The 13,436-nt window shown below is 68.5% G+C and carries 14 protein-coding genes; 11 read left to right on the forward strand and 3 right to left on the reverse strand.

Annotated elements, in window-relative coordinates; genetic code table 11:
• Nucleotides 1-102: 102 nt before the first annotated feature.
• Nucleotides 103-1,923 carry an ABC transporter ATP-binding protein gene (locus tag ACSQ3P_RS17580; protein ID WP_436166815.1) on the reverse strand — a complete coding sequence of 607 codons (1,821 nt, stop codon included), beginning with the start codon at nt 1,921-1,923 and terminating at the stop codon, nt 103-105.
• 179 nt (nt 1,924-2,102) lie between these two features.
• Here ACSQ3P_RS17580 and ACSQ3P_RS17585 point away from each other — a divergent pair, with 179 nt between their 5' ends.
• Both ACSQ3P_RS17585 and ACSQ3P_RS17590 read left to right on the forward strand, forming a co-directional pair.
• The gene (locus ACSQ3P_RS17585; RefSeq protein ID WP_310158124.1) at nt 2,103-3,239 is read left to right on the forward strand and encodes a DSD1 family PLP-dependent enzyme; all 1,137 of its coding nucleotides are present in this window, start codon (nt 2,103-2,105) and stop codon (nt 3,237-3,239) included.
• Between the two features lie 19 nt (nt 3,240-3,258).
• On the forward strand, nt 3,259-4,044 hold the full coding sequence (locus tag ACSQ3P_RS17590) for a hypothetical protein (RefSeq protein ID WP_436166816.1): 786 nt from the start codon (nt 3,259-3,261) through the stop codon (nt 4,042-4,044).
• Between the two features lie 264 nt (nt 4,045-4,308).
• Here ACSQ3P_RS17590 and ACSQ3P_RS17595 read toward each other — a convergent pair whose 3' ends face one another.
• Complete coding sequence (locus ACSQ3P_RS17595; protein WP_436166817.1) at nt 4,309-5,199, reverse strand: substrate-binding domain-containing protein; 891 nt, start codon at nt 5,197-5,199, stop codon at nt 4,309-4,311.
• A gap of 178 nt (nt 5,200-5,377) precedes the next feature.
• Between ACSQ3P_RS17595 and ACSQ3P_RS17600 the strand changes: the two genes are divergently transcribed.
• Genes ACSQ3P_RS17600 through ACSQ3P_RS17640 form a run of 9 tightly spaced genes read left to right on the forward strand, consistent with a single transcriptional unit; the run spans nt 5,378 to nt 12,653 of the window.
• The gene (locus ACSQ3P_RS17600; RefSeq protein WP_436166818.1) at nt 5,378-6,079 is read left to right on the forward strand and encodes an ABC transporter permease; all 702 of its coding nucleotides are present in this window, start codon (nt 5,378-5,380) and stop codon (nt 6,077-6,079) included.
• A gap of 5 nt (nt 6,080-6,084) precedes the next feature.
• Nucleotides 6,085-6,807, forward strand: coding sequence for an ATP-binding cassette domain-containing protein (locus ACSQ3P_RS17605; RefSeq protein ID WP_436166819.1), 723 nt, complete (start codon nt 6,085-6,087; stop codon nt 6,805-6,807).
• Nucleotides 6,808-6,863: 56 nt separating this feature from the next.
• Nucleotides 6,864-7,742, forward strand: coding sequence for an extracellular solute-binding protein (locus tag ACSQ3P_RS17610; RefSeq protein ID WP_436166820.1), 879 nt, complete (start codon nt 6,864-6,866; stop codon nt 7,740-7,742).
• A gap of 4 nt (nt 7,743-7,746) precedes the next feature.
• A complete protein-coding gene (locus ACSQ3P_RS17615; protein WP_436166821.1) occupies nt 7,747-8,556 on the forward strand; it encodes a molybdate ABC transporter substrate-binding protein in 810 nt (269 codons plus the stop codon).
• A 5-nt stretch (nt 8,557-8,561) separates the two neighbouring features.
• Complete coding sequence (locus ACSQ3P_RS17620) at nt 8,562-9,326, forward strand: molybdate ABC transporter substrate-binding protein (protein WP_436166822.1); 765 nt, start codon at nt 8,562-8,564, stop codon at nt 9,324-9,326.
• Nucleotides 9,327-9,341: 15 nt separating this feature from the next.
• The gene (gene tsaA / locus ACSQ3P_RS17625) at nt 9,342-9,821 is read left to right on the forward strand and encodes a tRNA (N6-threonylcarbamoyladenosine(37)-N6)-methyltransferase TrmO (protein WP_436166823.1); all 480 of its coding nucleotides are present in this window, start codon (nt 9,342-9,344) and stop codon (nt 9,819-9,821) included.
• On the forward strand, nt 9,808-10,839 hold the full coding sequence (locus ACSQ3P_RS17630; protein ID WP_436166824.1) for an iron ABC transporter substrate-binding protein: 1,032 nt from the start codon (nt 9,808-9,810) through the stop codon (nt 10,837-10,839). Before tsaA ends, ACSQ3P_RS17630 begins: the two co-directional genes overlap by 14 nt.
• A gap of 39 nt (nt 10,840-10,878) precedes the next feature.
• Nucleotides 10,879-11,892, forward strand: coding sequence for a FecCD family ABC transporter permease (locus tag ACSQ3P_RS17635; RefSeq protein ID WP_436166825.1), 1,014 nt, complete (start codon nt 10,879-10,881; stop codon nt 11,890-11,892).
• Entirely contained in the window at nt 11,889-12,653 is a 765-nt protein-coding gene (locus ACSQ3P_RS17640) for an ABC transporter ATP-binding protein (protein WP_436166826.1), read from the forward strand. Before ACSQ3P_RS17635 ends, ACSQ3P_RS17640 begins: the two co-directional genes overlap by 4 nt.
• A gap of 34 nt (nt 12,654-12,687) precedes the next feature.
• On the opposite strand, the gene ACSQ3P_RS17645 is transcribed toward ACSQ3P_RS17640, so the two are convergent.
• The gene (locus ACSQ3P_RS17645) at nt 12,688-13,434 is read right to left on the reverse strand and encodes an acetoacetate decarboxylase (protein ID WP_069688955.1); all 747 of its coding nucleotides are present in this window, start codon (nt 13,432-13,434) and stop codon (nt 12,688-12,690) included.
• Between the last annotated feature and the right edge of the window lie 2 nt (nt 13,435-13,436).

The following is a 13,436-nucleotide window of genomic DNA, read 5'->3' on the forward strand; positions in this document are numbered from 1 at the left end:
CGCGTCAGCGGCGTCTCGAAGGATGGTTCCGAGCACACTGAAGCATCCTTCGAGACGCGGGCTTCGCCCGCTCCTCAGGATGAGGGCTGAGATGAGTTCGCCTCAGCTCTCGACGAATTGCAGCCGGTGCAGCCGGGCATAGCTGCCGTCGCGCGTCAGCAGCGCGTCGTGGCTGCCGGTCTCGACGATCTTGCCTTCGTCCAGCACGACGATGAGGTCAGCCTCGCGCACGGTCGAGAGACGGTGGGCGATCACCAGCGTGGTGCGGTTCTGCATCAGGCGGGCCAGTGCCTGCTGGACGAGCCGCTCGGATTCGGTGTCGAGCGCGCTGGTCGCCTCGTCGAGCAGCAGGATCGGCGCGTCCTTCAGGATGGCGCGGGCGATGGCGATGCGCTGGCGCTCGCCACCCGAAAGCTTCGAGCCGCGCTCGCCGACCTGGCTGTCATAACCCTCCGGCATCGCCATGATGAAGTCATGCGCGGCGGCGCCCTTGGCGGCGGCGACGATTTCCTCCTCGGTCGCGTCGGGCCGGCCGAAGCTGATATTGGCGCGCACCGTATCGTCGAACAGCACGACATCCTGGCTGACCACGCCGATCTGGCTGCGCAGGCTGGCGAGCGAGAGGTCGCGCAGGTCCTGTCCGTCGATCTCGACGCGGCCCTCGCTGGGGTCGTAGAGCCGCGGCACCAAAGCGAGCAAGGTCGATTTGCCGGAGCCGGAGCGGCCGACCAGCGCCGTCATCTTGCCGCCCTGGACGGTGAGATCGATGCCCTCCAGCGCCCGCGCATCGTCGCGATAGCGGAAGCGCAGGCCCTTGAAGGCGATCTCGCCGGCCCCGACCGCAAGCGGCCTGGCGTCGGGGCGCTGCGTGATCACCGGCTTTTCGTCGATCAGGGCGTAATAGCGCTTCAGTGAGGCGCCGGCCTCCTGGACGATGGCGTTGAGGTTGCCGAGCGAGCGCATCGGCTGCGCCGCCAGCAGCAGCGCCGAGACATAGCCGGTGAAATCGCCGACCGTCGAGCCGCCCGAGGTGATGCGCACGCCGATCGCGGCGAGCACGCCCGCGACCGCGATGCCGCCCGCGACCTCGAGCAGCGGGTCGAGCCGGCCGCGCGCATTGGCCGACTTCATCTTGACGGCGCGGATCGATTCGAAGGCGGCCGCGGCGCGGGCCTTGAGATAGGGCTCGAGAGAATCGGTTTTGGCGGCGCGCGCGCCCTGCAGGCTCTCGGTGACGAGGCTTGCCATCACACCGGTCTGTTCCTGCTGCGACACCGCCATGCGACGCAGCTTCTTGCCGATGCGGCCGATCGGCCGCGCCACGATCGGCGCGATCAGCAGCACGACCAAGGTCATCTGCCAGTCGATCCAGAGCAGGGCGCCGACGAGCGCGATCGCGGTCAGCACGTCGCGCACGGCGATGTTGACGAGCCGCGTCAACGCCTCCTTGACGAAGGTGAAGTCGGTGGTGAAACGCTGCGTGAGAGAGGCGGGATTCTCTTTTTGAAGCTGGGCGAGGTCGGCGTCGATCAGATGCGCGTAGAGCTGCGTCTGCATATCGGCCTCGATGCGGCTGACGACGCTGTTGGTCATCACGGTCTGCGTCAGCAGGGAGAAGCCCTTGATCGCGGTGACGATGACGACGACGATCGCGACGGCGTTGACGACGCCGATCTCGATGTCGATCGATTTCGAGACGAGGCGCTCCATCCGGCGCACGAAGCCGGTCGCCTCGGCGCTGAGCGGGTCGGCGAAGGCGTCGAACGCCGCCTTGATCAGCAGTGGATAAAAGCTCGTCGTCGCGGCGATCACGACCACGAGGCCCATGATCATCGCCATCTGCGGCAGGTAGGTCTTGCCCTGCTCGCGCCAGACGCGGGCGAAAAGCGCGAAAGTGTCGTCGGTAACGCGGCCGATCTTCATGGCGCGGGGCCTATCACGACGCTGGCGCAAGCGCTACCGGGCTTCGTGTTTCCGAAGGATTCGAGCCTCGCAAGGCAGGCACGCGCAGCGAGGAAGGCAGGCACGCGCAGCGAGGTCTTGCTCCAGACACGAAGCTGGCGTCCGATAGCCACAACCGATTCAGGAGATTGCGACAGCCCATGCCCTTGCATCCGCCGGCCCAAGCCGGCCAGAGATTCAGCGAGATCGACACGCCCGCTTTGGTGCTCGACCTCGATGCCTTCGAACGCAACCTCGTCGCCATGGCGGCCTATACGCAGGCCCATGGCATCCGCCTGAGGCCGCACGCCAAGACGCATAAGAGCCCGGAGATCGCCTTGCGCCAGATCGCCCATGGCGCCGTCGGGCAATGCTGCCAGAAGGTCTCGGAGGCCGAGATCCTGGTCGCAGGCGGCGTGCAGGACGTGCTGGTTTCCAACGAGGTCGCGGGCGCCGCCAAGCTCGACCGGCTGGCGCAGCTCGCCCGCAGCGCCAAGATCAGCCTCTGTGTCGACCATCTCGACGGCGTGCGCGAGGCTGCGGAAGCCGCTGCGCGCCATGATGTCGTGTTCGATGTCCTGGTCGAGATCGATGTCGGCGGGCGGCGCTGCGGCGTCGCGCCCGGCGAGGCGGCGGTCCGGATCGCCGAGGCGGTCTCGCGCAGCAACACTTTGCGCTTCGGCGGCCTGCAGGCCTATCACGGCACGGCCCAGCATATGCGCTCGATCGACGAGCGGCGCGAGGCGATCGAGCGCGCAGGCCTCTCGGCCCGCAACACGGTCGAACGCCTGGCCCAGGCCGGCCTGAGCTGCGGCGTCGTCAGCGGGGCCGGCACCGGCACCTATGAGATCGAGACCGCCTCGGGCATCTGGAACGAGATCCAGGCGGGCTCCTACATCTTCATGGACGCCGATTACGCCCGCAACCGGCAGGCGGACGGCACGCCGTTCCGCGCCTTCGAGCATGCGCTCTTCATCCTCACCGGGGTGATGAGCAAGCCGGTGCCCGACCGCGCCGTCGTCGATGCCGGGCACAAGGCGGCGGCGATCGATTCCGGCATGCCGATGCCGTTCCGGCGCGAGGGCGCCGTCTACACGAAACCCTCCGACGAGCATGGCGTGCTGACCGGCGACCCGATCGCGCTGCCGCATCGCGGCGAGCATATCCTGCTCGTGCCGGGCCATTGCGACCCGACGGTGAACCTGCACGACTGGTATGTCTGCGTGCGCGGGATGCACGGGCCGGACGCCCATGTCGAGGCGCTCTGGCCGGTGGCGGCGCGCGGCGCTCTGACCTGAACCCTTCCCGGAGCACGCGATGCTCGCCGAACTCGCGCTCAGGCTGATCACCCCGGCCGGGCGGATGACGCGGCGGCTGGGGCTGGTGTCGGAGAGCACGGCGCTGTGGGCGCGCGGCTTGCGCCACCGCAAGGCCTGGGCCGTGCATCATGAGCGCTGCCGCGCCGTGGTGACGGATGTGGTCGCGGCGCTGCCATCAAGGCGTTGCGTCGTCGTGCTGGGCTCGGGGCTGGTGCGGGATGTGCCGCTCGACCTGCTCTGTCGACGCTTTTCGCGCGTGCTGCTGGTCGACGCGGTGCATCTGCCGCCGGTCAGGCTGCGCATGGCCTTTCGCCGCAAGGTTACGCTCCTGACGCGCGATCTCAGCGGCGTGATGGGCTGGCTCGCCGGGGAGAGCCAGGGACGGATCGACCCCGTTGCTGATCTCGTCACGGATGCGAGCGTCGATCTCGTGATTTCGGCCAATCTGCTCTCGCAGCTCGCCTGGCCGGTGGAGGACTGGCTGGAGGAGAATCCGGGGCGGGCTGCCGCCTTTCCAGCTGATCTGCCGGCGCGCTGCATCGCCTGGCATCTCGACGATCTCGCGCGCTTTCAGGGGCGCGTCGTCCTGCTCAGCGATGTCGAGATGGTCGAGCGCGACAGGGCCGGGGCGGTGATCGAGCGGCTCGATTTGATGCGCGGCGTGGCGCTCCCCGAGCCGGATGAGAGCTGGGACTGGCCGGTTTCGCCATTCGGGGAGATCAGGCGGGACCGGGAGGCGGTGCACCGGGTCGGCGCCTGGCGGAGTTTTGGTGGTCCTGCGTGAAAACCGGTTGGCGCGTGGAACCTTCTCCCGGAGGGAGCTTGGCTCGCGCGGCCCACTTCCCTTCTCCCCTGGCGGGAGAAGGTGGCGCGCAGCGCCGGATGAGGGGGCGCCGTGCCCTGTCCGGTTGGCGTCGTGTTGCGCTGAGGCGGAAAGCTCACAGCGCCCCCTCATCCGTCTCGGCTTCGCCGATCCACCTTCCCCCGCCAGGGGGGAAGGGAAGTGGCGCCCACACCGAAAGCCCTGCCGGCCGCGCCCCGCCCTCGCTCAGCGATTCAGCCTGACTTCGCCGCTCTGCGCCAGGTCATAACCGCCGAGTTCGCGCGCCCTTGCCGCCATGTCGGGCCTGCGCATCCAGGCGAGCAGGGTTTGTGTCGCCGGTTCGAAATAGGTCCGGCGGCGCATCACCAGATCGACATGCTCCCAGACCAGCGGCAGGAAATCGAGGCCGAAGGCGGCAGCGATGGCGCGCGAGGCGACGCCGCAATCGGCGCGGCCGGTGCGTATCGCCAAGGCCAGGTCCTGGCCGGTGGCGCAGATGCCCTCGGCCATGACCATGCGGCCGTCGGGGACGCCGTCGCGCGCCATCAGGCTCGTCAGCAGCAGTTGCGCGCCGGCGCCCTGCTGGCGGCGGGCGAAGCGGGCACGCCTTTCGACCGCCGAGGCGAGGCCGGCAAGGGCGAGCGGATTGCCGGGCGCCGTCAGCAGGCCCTGCTCGCGCCGGGCGAAACCGATCACCACCGCGTCGAACAGGCCGGGCTCCGCCCGGATCGCGGCCGGGTTGGCCGCGTCATCATCGGGCGTCGCATGGAGATGGATCGCGGCGATGGCGACCTCGCCGCGCGTCAGCCGGTCGAGCCCGGCCTGCGAGCCTTCCGCCAACAGCGCCAGCCCGCAGCCGGAATCACGCACGGCGACCTCGAGCAGCGAATCCTGGCTGCCGCCGATGATCGGCGGCGGGTTTGCGGGCTGCATGCCCTCGGGCCGCGCCAGCCCGGCCTCGAGCCAGCGGTCGAGCGCCGCACGCGGGAACAGCCATTTGCCGCTGACCTTGGTGCAGGGCACGGCGCTATGCGCGACGAGCTCGTAGAGCTTGCGCTCCTTGAGCCGCAGATAGGCGGCGGCCTCCTCAGTGGTCAGATAAATCCGGTCCTGCATTCGGCTGCGCTGGGCTGTTCTTGTTCCAAGATTGGCAATTGGTCGCATTGAACTCTAGAAATCACAAGTGTCTGCAGGTCTTGGTTGTTCGCAGGCTTATGCTTTCGGGCAGATTTGGGCTTTCAGGCGGGCTTGAGCTTTCAGGCAGATTTGGGCTTTCGGGGGAGCGCGACGGACGGTGGACTTCGCGGCGATCTTCAAGGCGGCCTTTGCGCTGGTGGTCGGGCTCGATCCCGGTTTCCTGGCGATCGTCGGCCTGTCGCTCAGGGTGACGCTGACCGCCGTGCTGATCGCGGGGCTGATCGGCCTGCCGCTCGGAGCGGCCCTGGCGTTGGCGCGCTTTCCCGGCCGCTCGGTCGTCATCGTCTGCCTCAACGCTCTGATGGGCCTGCCGCCGGTCGTGGCCGGGCTTTTCGTCTTCCTGATGCTCTCGCGCTCGGGCCCGCTCGGCCCGCTCGGGCTGTTGTTCACGCCGACCGCGATGATCGTGGCGCAGGTGATCCTGGTCCTGCCGATCGTGATCGCGCTGACACGCCAGACGGTCGAGGATCTCTGGAGCGAGTATCGCGACCATCTGCGTTCGGTCGGGCTGGAGGGGATGCGCGCGATCCCGACCCTGCTCTTCGATGGGCGTTTTGCGCTGGCGACCGCGCTGCTCGCCGGCTTCGGCCGGGCGAGCGCCGAGGTCGGCGCGGTGCTGATCGTCGGCGGCAACATTGCCGGCTACACCCGCACCATGACGACGACGATCACGCTGGAGACCTCCAAGGGCGACCTGCCGCTGGCGCTGGGGCTCGGGCTCGTGCTGATCGCGCTGACGCTGGCGATCAATGCGGTCGCCTTCGGGGCGAGCCGCATCGGCGCCCGCTATGCCGGGTGAACATGATGCGTGACGTGACCTCGATCCTGCCGCTCAGCCTCGAGACCGTCTCCTTCCTCGGGGAGGGGCGCAAGTTGGTCGATGCGGTCAGCCTCGTCGTGCCTGCGGGCGGGGTCACCGTGCTGCTCGGGCCCAATGGCGCCGGCAAATCGTTGATGCTCAGGCTCTGCCACGGCCTGCTGACGCCGAGCGAGGGCCGCGTGCATTGGGCGACAAGCGCGACCGGGCGCGCGAAACGCCACGCCATGGTGTTCCAGAAGCCGATCATGCTGCGCCGCTCGGTCGAGGCCAATATCGATCATGCGCTGGCATCGGCGGGCGTCGCGCGCGCGCAGCGGCGCGAACGCGCCCAGGCCGCGCTGCAGCGCTTCGGCCTGTCCGAGCGCGCGACGCAGCCGGCGCGATTGCTCTCGGGCGGCGAGCAGCAGCGCCTCGCCATCGCTCGCGCCTGGAGTTTGAAGCCCGAACTGCTCTTCCTGGACGAGCCGACCTCGCAGCTCGATCCCGCCGCGACGCGGCAGATCGAGGAGTTGCTGACCGGTCTCGTGGCGGAGGGCATCACGGTCTTGATGTCGACGCATGATCTCGGCCAGGCCAAGCGACTGGCCGATCGCGTGCTGTTCCTGCACCGGGGCCGGCTGATCGAGGATTCGCTGGCCGAGTACTTCTTTGCCGAGCCGCAGACGATCGAGGCCTGCGCTTTCCTCGCCGGGGACTTGATCTGGTGAGACGCGCTTTCAGAGAAACCGATTGCACCCAAAACCAGAAATTCGAGGAGACGACCATGATCAGGACCAGACGCCTCTTGCTCGCTGCTGGCTTCTCGGCCGCTTTTGCCGGCCTGGCGCTCGCCCAGACGACCACGATCGCGCCGCCGGCGGCATCGGCCCCTACAGCAGCGGGCACGCGCTTCATCATCGTTTCCTCGACGACCTCGACGCAGGATTCCGGGCTGTTCGGGCATATCCTGCCCTTGTTCCAGGCCAGGACGGGCATCGAGGTGCGGGTGGTGTCGCAAGGCACCGGCCAGGCGCTCGACACCGGGCGGCGCGGCGATGCCGATGTCGTCTTCGTCCATGCCAAGGCGCAGGAGGAGAAGTTCCTGGCTGAGGGCTTTGCGCTCGAGCGCAAGCCGGTGATGTATAATGATTTCGTCCTGATCGGCCCAAAGAACGACCCGGCCGGCGTCGCCGGCACGAAGGACATCGTCGCGGCGCTGAAGGCGATCCAGGAGAAAAGCGTGCCCTTCGTCTCGCGCGGCGACAAATCCGGCACGCATTCCGCCGAACTGGCGCTCTGGAAGGTCGCGGGCATCGATCTCGACCAGAAGAAGGGCTCCTGGTATCGCGATGTCGGCCAGGGCATGGGGGCTGCGCTCAACACGGCCGGCGGCATGGGCGCCTATGTGCTCGCGGATCGCGGCACCTGGATCTCGTTCAAGAACCGCGGCGATCTCACGATTGCGGTCGAGGGTGACCGGCGCCTGTTCAACCAATATGGCGTCATGGCGGTGAATCCCGCCAAGCATCCGCATGTGAAGGTCAATGACGGCCAGGCCTTCGTGAACTGGCTCATCAGCCCGGAAGGCCAGAAGGCGATCGCCGACTACAAGATCGACGGGCAGCAATTATTCTTCCCGAATGCGACGCAGGCGGGAGCCTGAATCGATGCGGCGCCTGATCCTTGCGGCCTTGTTCGGGTTCTCCTGCTCCGTCGCGCAGGCCGAGCAACCCGTGCTGCTCCATGCTGCGGGCAGCCTGCGCAATGCGCTGGCCGAGGTCGCCCAGGCCTTCGAGGCGTCGGCCAAGCTGCCGGTCAAGACCAGCTTTGGACCGTCTGGCCTGTTGCGCGAAAACCTGTCCAAGGGCGAGGCGGCCGAGGTCTTCGCTTCCGCCAATATGAGCCATCCGCTTGCCCTGACGCAGGAGGGCAAGGCCGGGCCCGTCGTGCTCTTCGCCCGCAACGAGACCTGCGCCTTTGCCCGCGCCGGGCTGGAGGTGACGACGCAGACGCTGCTGGCGCGCATGCTCGACCCTGCGGTCAAGCTCGGCACCTCGACGCCGAAGGCCGACCCGTCCGGCGATTATGCCTGGCAGACCTTCGCCAAGGCCGAGGCGCTGCAGCCGGGCGCCAAGGCGGCCCTGGAGGCCAAGGCGCTCCAGCTCGTCGGCGGCCCCAACAGCGCGCCGACCCCCGCCGACAGGAACGGCACGGGCCATTTGCTGGCGAGCGGGGCGGCCGATCTCTTCCTGGGCTATTGCACCAATGCCTTGCCGATCGCGCGCGAACAGCCGGGCCAGAGCATGGTCAGGTTGCCGCCGGCTCTGGCCGTGGGCGCCGATTACGGGATGACGGTGATGAACGGCGCCTCGACCAATGCCTACCGATTGGCGATGTTCATCCTGTCGCCCGAGGGGCAGCGCATCCTCGCCAAGCACGGCTTCACCGCTCCGACCGCGCCACGCGAGGGCAGTTGACGGCGATGGCTGCGGCCCTCCCGCCGATCCGGCTCCTGGCTGCGGGCAGTTTGCGCGCGGCGCTCGGCGAGGTCGCGGCGGCGTATGAAGCCAAGACCGGACAGGCGGTCGAACTGGTCTGCGGCGCGTCGGGCCTGCTGAAGGAGCGGATCGCCCAGGGCGAGGCGGCCGATCTCTTCGCCTCGGCCGATCTCGGCAATCCCGAAGCACTGGCGAAAGCGGGGCTGGCGGGGCCGGTCGTGCTGTTTGCGCGCAACGAGCTTTGCGCCTTCGCGCGGCCGGAGGTTGCGATCACCTCCGAGACTCTGCTTGGACGCATGCTCGATCCCGCGATCAAGCTCGGCACCTCGACGCCGAAGGCTGACCCCTCCGGCGACTACGCCTTCCAGGTTTTTGCCCGGGCCGAGGTCCTGCAAGCCGGGGCGAAGGCGGCGCTGGAGGCCAAGGCGCTGCAATTGACCGGCGGGTCGGCGAGCCTCGCGGCGCCCCCCGGCGTCAATGTCTACGGTCACAAGCTCGCGACCGGCGCGGCCGATCTGTTCCTGGCCTATCGCACCAATGCCGAGGCGATCGCGCGGGAACAGCCCGGCCTCCAGCTGGTGCGCTTGCCGGCCGCGTTGTCGGTCGGGGCCGATTACGGCCTGACAGTGATGGCCGAGGCCTCGCCAAATGCTGGGTGGCTCGCCATGTTCATCCTCTCGCATGCCGGGCAGGAGATCCTGGCGAAGCATGGCTTCGCCGCGCCGACCCTGCCGCGCGACACGAACTGAACGGAGCAAGCGCGGATGGACTGGCAGGCGACGCGACCGGGCGAGACATCCGCGCCCCTGCCCGAGAGGCAGGATGCGCATCTCGTCTTCATCGGCCGGATTCGCACGCCTTTCGCGACGCGCGACCAGTGTCCGCGCCAGGGCGACAGCGAGAACGGTCCGGAATGCCGTGTCGAGATCGACGCGCCCTGGCATGCGGCGCTGATGGGGATCGCGGCCTTCGCCCATCTCGACCTGCTCTACTGGATGCATGAGGCGCGGCGCGATCTCGTGACCCAGACACCGCGCGGGGCCGAGCCGCTCGGCACCTTTGCCTTGCGCTCGCCGGTGCGGCCCAATCCGATCGCGCTGTCGCGGGTGCGGCTGTTGCGCGTCGAGGACGGCGCCCTGATCGTGCGCGGGCTCGACTGTCTCGACGGCACGCCCCTGCTCGATGTGAAGCCGAACCGTTGCGCCCAGTCGCCAGCGCAGGAGCATCACCATGCCGCATCCTGACCGCCGCCTGGTTCTGGCCGGGCTTGCCACGCTCGCGGCGCCGCGCCGGGCCTGGGCGGCCACCATCCGCGATGGAGCTGGCCGCGAGATCGCGATACCGGCCAAGGTCGAGCGCATCTTCCCGGCCGGGCCGCCGGCCGCGATCCAGCTCTATACGCTGGCGCCGGACCTGTTGCTGGGCTGGCCGCGCGCCAACGGGCCAGAGGAGTTGCCCTTCCTGCTGCCGGATATCGGCAACAAGCCGCAGATCGGCCGCATCACCGGGCGCGGCAACAGCGCCAATCTGGAGGCGGTGCTGATGCTGAAGCCCGACCTCATCGTCGATGCCGGCTCGACCGGGGGCAGCTATGTCGAGCTCGCCGAGCGCGTGCAGAGCCAGACCGGCATTCCCTATGCGCTGCTCGACGGGCGCTTCGAGGCGATCCCAGCGAGCTATCGCATCCTCGGCCAGCTCACCGGGCGCGTGGAGCGGGCCGAGACGCTGGCGCGCTGGTGCGAGACCGCCATGACGGTGATCAAGGGCCGCATCGCGACGCTTCCCCCCGACCGGCGCCCCTCGATCTATTACGCGCGCGGGCCGCGCGGGCTCGAGACCGGCCTGAGCGGTTCGATCAATGTGGAGACGCTGAGCTTTCTGGGCGCGCGCAATGTCGCGGCCGAGCAGCCGGGCAGCGGCTTGGCGCAGGTCTCGCTTGAACAGGTTATGGCCTGGGATCCGGAGGTGATCGTCACCATCGATCCCGGCTTTGCCGTGAGCGTGCATACCGATCCGGGCTGGGCGAGCATCCGCGCGGTGAAGGCGGGGCGGGTGCATCTCTCGCCGAAATTACCCTTCGGCTGGGTCGATTTCCCGCCCTCGGTCAACCGCATGGTCGGCCTGTGGTGGCTGGCGAAGCTGCTCTACCCGGCCCCGTTTCCCGAGGATATCCGTGCGATCGCGCGCGACTTCCACACGCTGTTCTATCAGGTCACGCCGAGCGAGGCGCAGCTCGACCTGATCCTGTCGGGACGCGGGTGACGGGCGTGTTTCCCAGCCGACTGGATCGATCCTGACGCCATGCCGCCGTCCTCCCTTCGCGGAAATGCCTTTGCGCTTGGCCTGCTCGGCGTCGCGGTACTGCTCGCTTTCGGGCTCGGGCGCTTTCCCGTCGGGCTCGCCGATCTGGCGCGGCTCGTCTGGGCGGCCCTGAGCGGTCAGCCCTCGGGCCTGTTGCCGCAGATCGAGGCCGTGATCTGGAACATTCGTGGGCCGCGCGTGGTGGCGGCCGTGCTCTGCGGGGCGGCGCTGGCGGTCGCGGGCACGGCCTTCCAGGGGCTGTTTCGCAACCCGTTGGTCTCGCCCGATATCCTGGGCGCGTCCTCGGGCGCGGCGCTGGGGGCGGTGGTCGGGATCTATTTCTCGCTCGGGCTGTTCGCGATCCAGCTCGCGGCCTTCACTGGCGGGCTGGTGGCGGTCGGCGCGGTCTATGCGATCGGCTCGACGATCCGGCGCGGCGATCCGGTGCTGGTTCTGGTGCTGACCGGCGTCGTCGTCGGCTCGCTCCTGGGGGCGGGCATCGGGTTGGTGAAATACTGGGCCGATCCTTACAACCAACTGCCCGCCATGACCTTCTGGCTGCTCGGCAGCCTCGCCGGCACGGCCAAGCCCGACCTCATTCCGCTGCTCGGGCCGGTGCTGCTGGGCACGGCCGTGCTCGTCGCCTTGCGCTGGCGGATGAATGTGATGTCGCTGCCGGAGGAGGAAGCACGCGCGCTCGGCCTCAATACCGGCCCCCTGCGCATCGCGATCGTGGCGGCGGCGACGCTGGTGACGGCGGCGAGCGTCGCGGCGGCCGGCATCATTGGCTGGGTTGGGCTCGTGGTGCCGCATCTGGCGCGCTTCCTGGTCGGGCCCGATTTCGGCAAGCTCCTGCCGACGGCGGCGCTGCTTGGCGGCGGCTATCTCCTGATCATCGACACGCTGGCGCGCACCGCAGCCCCGGTCGAGACGCCGCTCGGCATCCTCACCGCCGTCATCGGCACGCCCTTCTTCATCTGGCTGCTGGCCTCGGCGCGCGGAGGCTGGTCGTGAGCCTGAGCGCGGCCAACCTCGCCTATGGCTATCGCGAGCGCCGGATCGGCCGCGATATCGGGCTCGATCTCAAGGCCGGCGAGGTCCTGGCGCTGCTCGGCCCCAATGGCGGCGGCAAGACGACGCTGCTCAAGACCCTGCTCGGCCTGCTGCCGCCCCATGGCGGAACGCTGACGCTCGACAGCCGGCCGCTGGCGGTGCTTTCGGTCAACCAGCGCGCACGGGCGCTGGGCTATGTGCCCCAGGCCCATGCCGGCACCTTCGCCTTCACGGTGTTCTCGGTGGTGCTGATGGGGCGCACCGCGCATGGCGGGCTGTTTGCCGCGCCGTCCAGCCATGACCACGAGGTCGCACGAGCCATGCTGGAGCGGCTCGGCATCGTGAAGCTGGCGCAGCGCCCCTATACGCAGATCTCGGGCGGCGAACGCCAGCTCGTGCTGATCGCCCGCGCGCTGGCGCAGGAGCCGGCCTATGTCATCTTGGACGAGCCGACGGCGAGCCTCGATTTCGGCAATCAGGGCAAGGTAATGGGCCAGATCAGGCAGCTCGCGACCGAGGGACTGGGCGTACTCTTCACCACGCATGATCCCAACCAGGCGCTGGCCCATGCCGATCGGGTGATGCTGCTGCGTGACGGGCAGGCAATCGCGACGGGTGACGCTGCCGCGATGCTGACGCCGGAGCGGCTGGCAGAACTCTATGGGGTGGCAATCGAGACCGTGCGGGGCGCGGACGGGCGGGTCGCGTTCCTGCCGGGGTAAGTGGCCGGATCTGTCGCCTCACCCCTTCATGTAGTCATGCCTTCATGTAGTCATGGATCTTCCGGCCGAAGGGCAAGGTGAGGTCGGCGATGAAGTGGTGCGCGCCGATCACCTTTCGCACCGGCAGGTCGGCGACCGGCGCGTTGACATGCGGGATCAGATGGAGGCGGCCGGGGCCGATCCAAGAGCCCTTCACCGTGATGTCGGTGAGGTTCAGCGCGACGAGCTGGCAGATCTCGGGTTCGCCGTCGACGCCGGGGATGATCTTGAGGTTGACCTGCGTTTTGGTCAGCATCGCCGTGGTCCTGACGCCGTTGCCGGCCAGGCTCTCATGCTTGTAGCCCATCGTGCCCATGGCGACCTGCTGGCCGGCATATTCGAGCGTGCCGGTGAGCGTGTCCTTGACCACTTCCAGCTTGGGATGGGCGTATTTCTTGGGAAAACCCCAGATCTCGCGGCCGGCCGCGATCGGCGGTTCGTCGTCGAGATACATCTGCGAGACGAAGGAAACCTCCTCCTCGCCGAACTTGCAGGGAATGACGATGCCGCTCTCGGTATAGCTGCCGAAACCGGAGGAGTCGGGCATCTTGATCCATTCATAGCTGACGATCGGCGTCGCCAACGGCATCAAGGGCTCGGGCAGTTGATGGCGGATCGCCTCGGGGTCGGTCTCGTAGCTGATGACCATGTATTCGCGGTCGACGAAGCGGTAGGGCCCGGCCGGGTAGCTCGGCCCCGCCAGCGGCATCGAAGGCAGATCGAGGATGTCCTTGCGATTCATGG

Origin of the sequence: Allobosea sp. LjRoot9 (genome assembly GCF_964252745.1) — a bacterium.
GTDB lineage: Bacteria > Pseudomonadota > Alphaproteobacteria > Rhizobiales > Beijerinckiaceae > Allobosea.

What these genes read in the sequence shown, in the direction of transcription:
- ACSQ3P_RS17610 (WP_436166820.1), top strand. Translation starts at nt 6,864, where the DNA reads ATGATCAGGACCAGACGCCTCTTGCTCGCTGCTGGCTTCTCGGCCGCT.
- ACSQ3P_RS17605 (WP_436166819.1), top strand. Translation starts at nt 6,085, where the DNA reads ATGCGTGACGTGACCTCGATCCTGCCGCTCAGCCTCGAGACCGTCTCC.
- ACSQ3P_RS17615 (WP_436166821.1), top strand. Translation starts at nt 7,747, where the DNA reads ATGCGGCGCCTGATCCTTGCGGCCTTGTTCGGGTTCTCCTGCTCCGTC.
- ACSQ3P_RS17620 (WP_436166822.1), top strand. Translation starts at nt 8,562, where the DNA reads ATGGCTGCGGCCCTCCCGCCGATCCGGCTCCTGGCTGCGGGCAGTTTG.
- ACSQ3P_RS17645 (WP_069688955.1), bottom strand. Translation starts at nt 13,434, where the DNA reads ATGAATCGCAAGGACATCCTCGATCTGCCTTCGATGCCGCTGGCGGGG.
- ACSQ3P_RS17585 (WP_310158124.1), top strand. Translation starts at nt 2,103, where the DNA reads ATGCCCTTGCATCCGCCGGCCCAAGCCGGCCAGAGATTCAGCGAGATC.
- ACSQ3P_RS17630 (WP_436166824.1), top strand. Translation starts at nt 9,808, where the DNA reads ATGCCGCATCCTGACCGCCGCCTGGTTCTGGCCGGGCTTGCCACGCTC.
- ACSQ3P_RS17635 (WP_436166825.1), top strand. Translation starts at nt 10,879, where the DNA reads ATGCCGCCGTCCTCCCTTCGCGGAAATGCCTTTGCGCTTGGCCTGCTC.
- ACSQ3P_RS17595 (WP_436166817.1), bottom strand. Translation starts at nt 5,199, where the DNA reads ATGCAGGACCGGATTTATCTGACCACTGAGGAGGCCGCCGCCTATCTG.
- ACSQ3P_RS17580 (WP_436166815.1), bottom strand. Translation starts at nt 1,923, where the DNA reads ATGAAGATCGGCCGCGTTACCGACGACACTTTCGCGCTTTTCGCCCGC.
- ACSQ3P_RS17590 (WP_436166816.1), top strand. Translation starts at nt 3,259, where the DNA reads ATGCTCGCCGAACTCGCGCTCAGGCTGATCACCCCGGCCGGGCGGATG.
- tsaA (WP_436166823.1), top strand. Translation starts at nt 9,342, where the DNA reads ATGGACTGGCAGGCGACGCGACCGGGCGAGACATCCGCGCCCCTGCCC.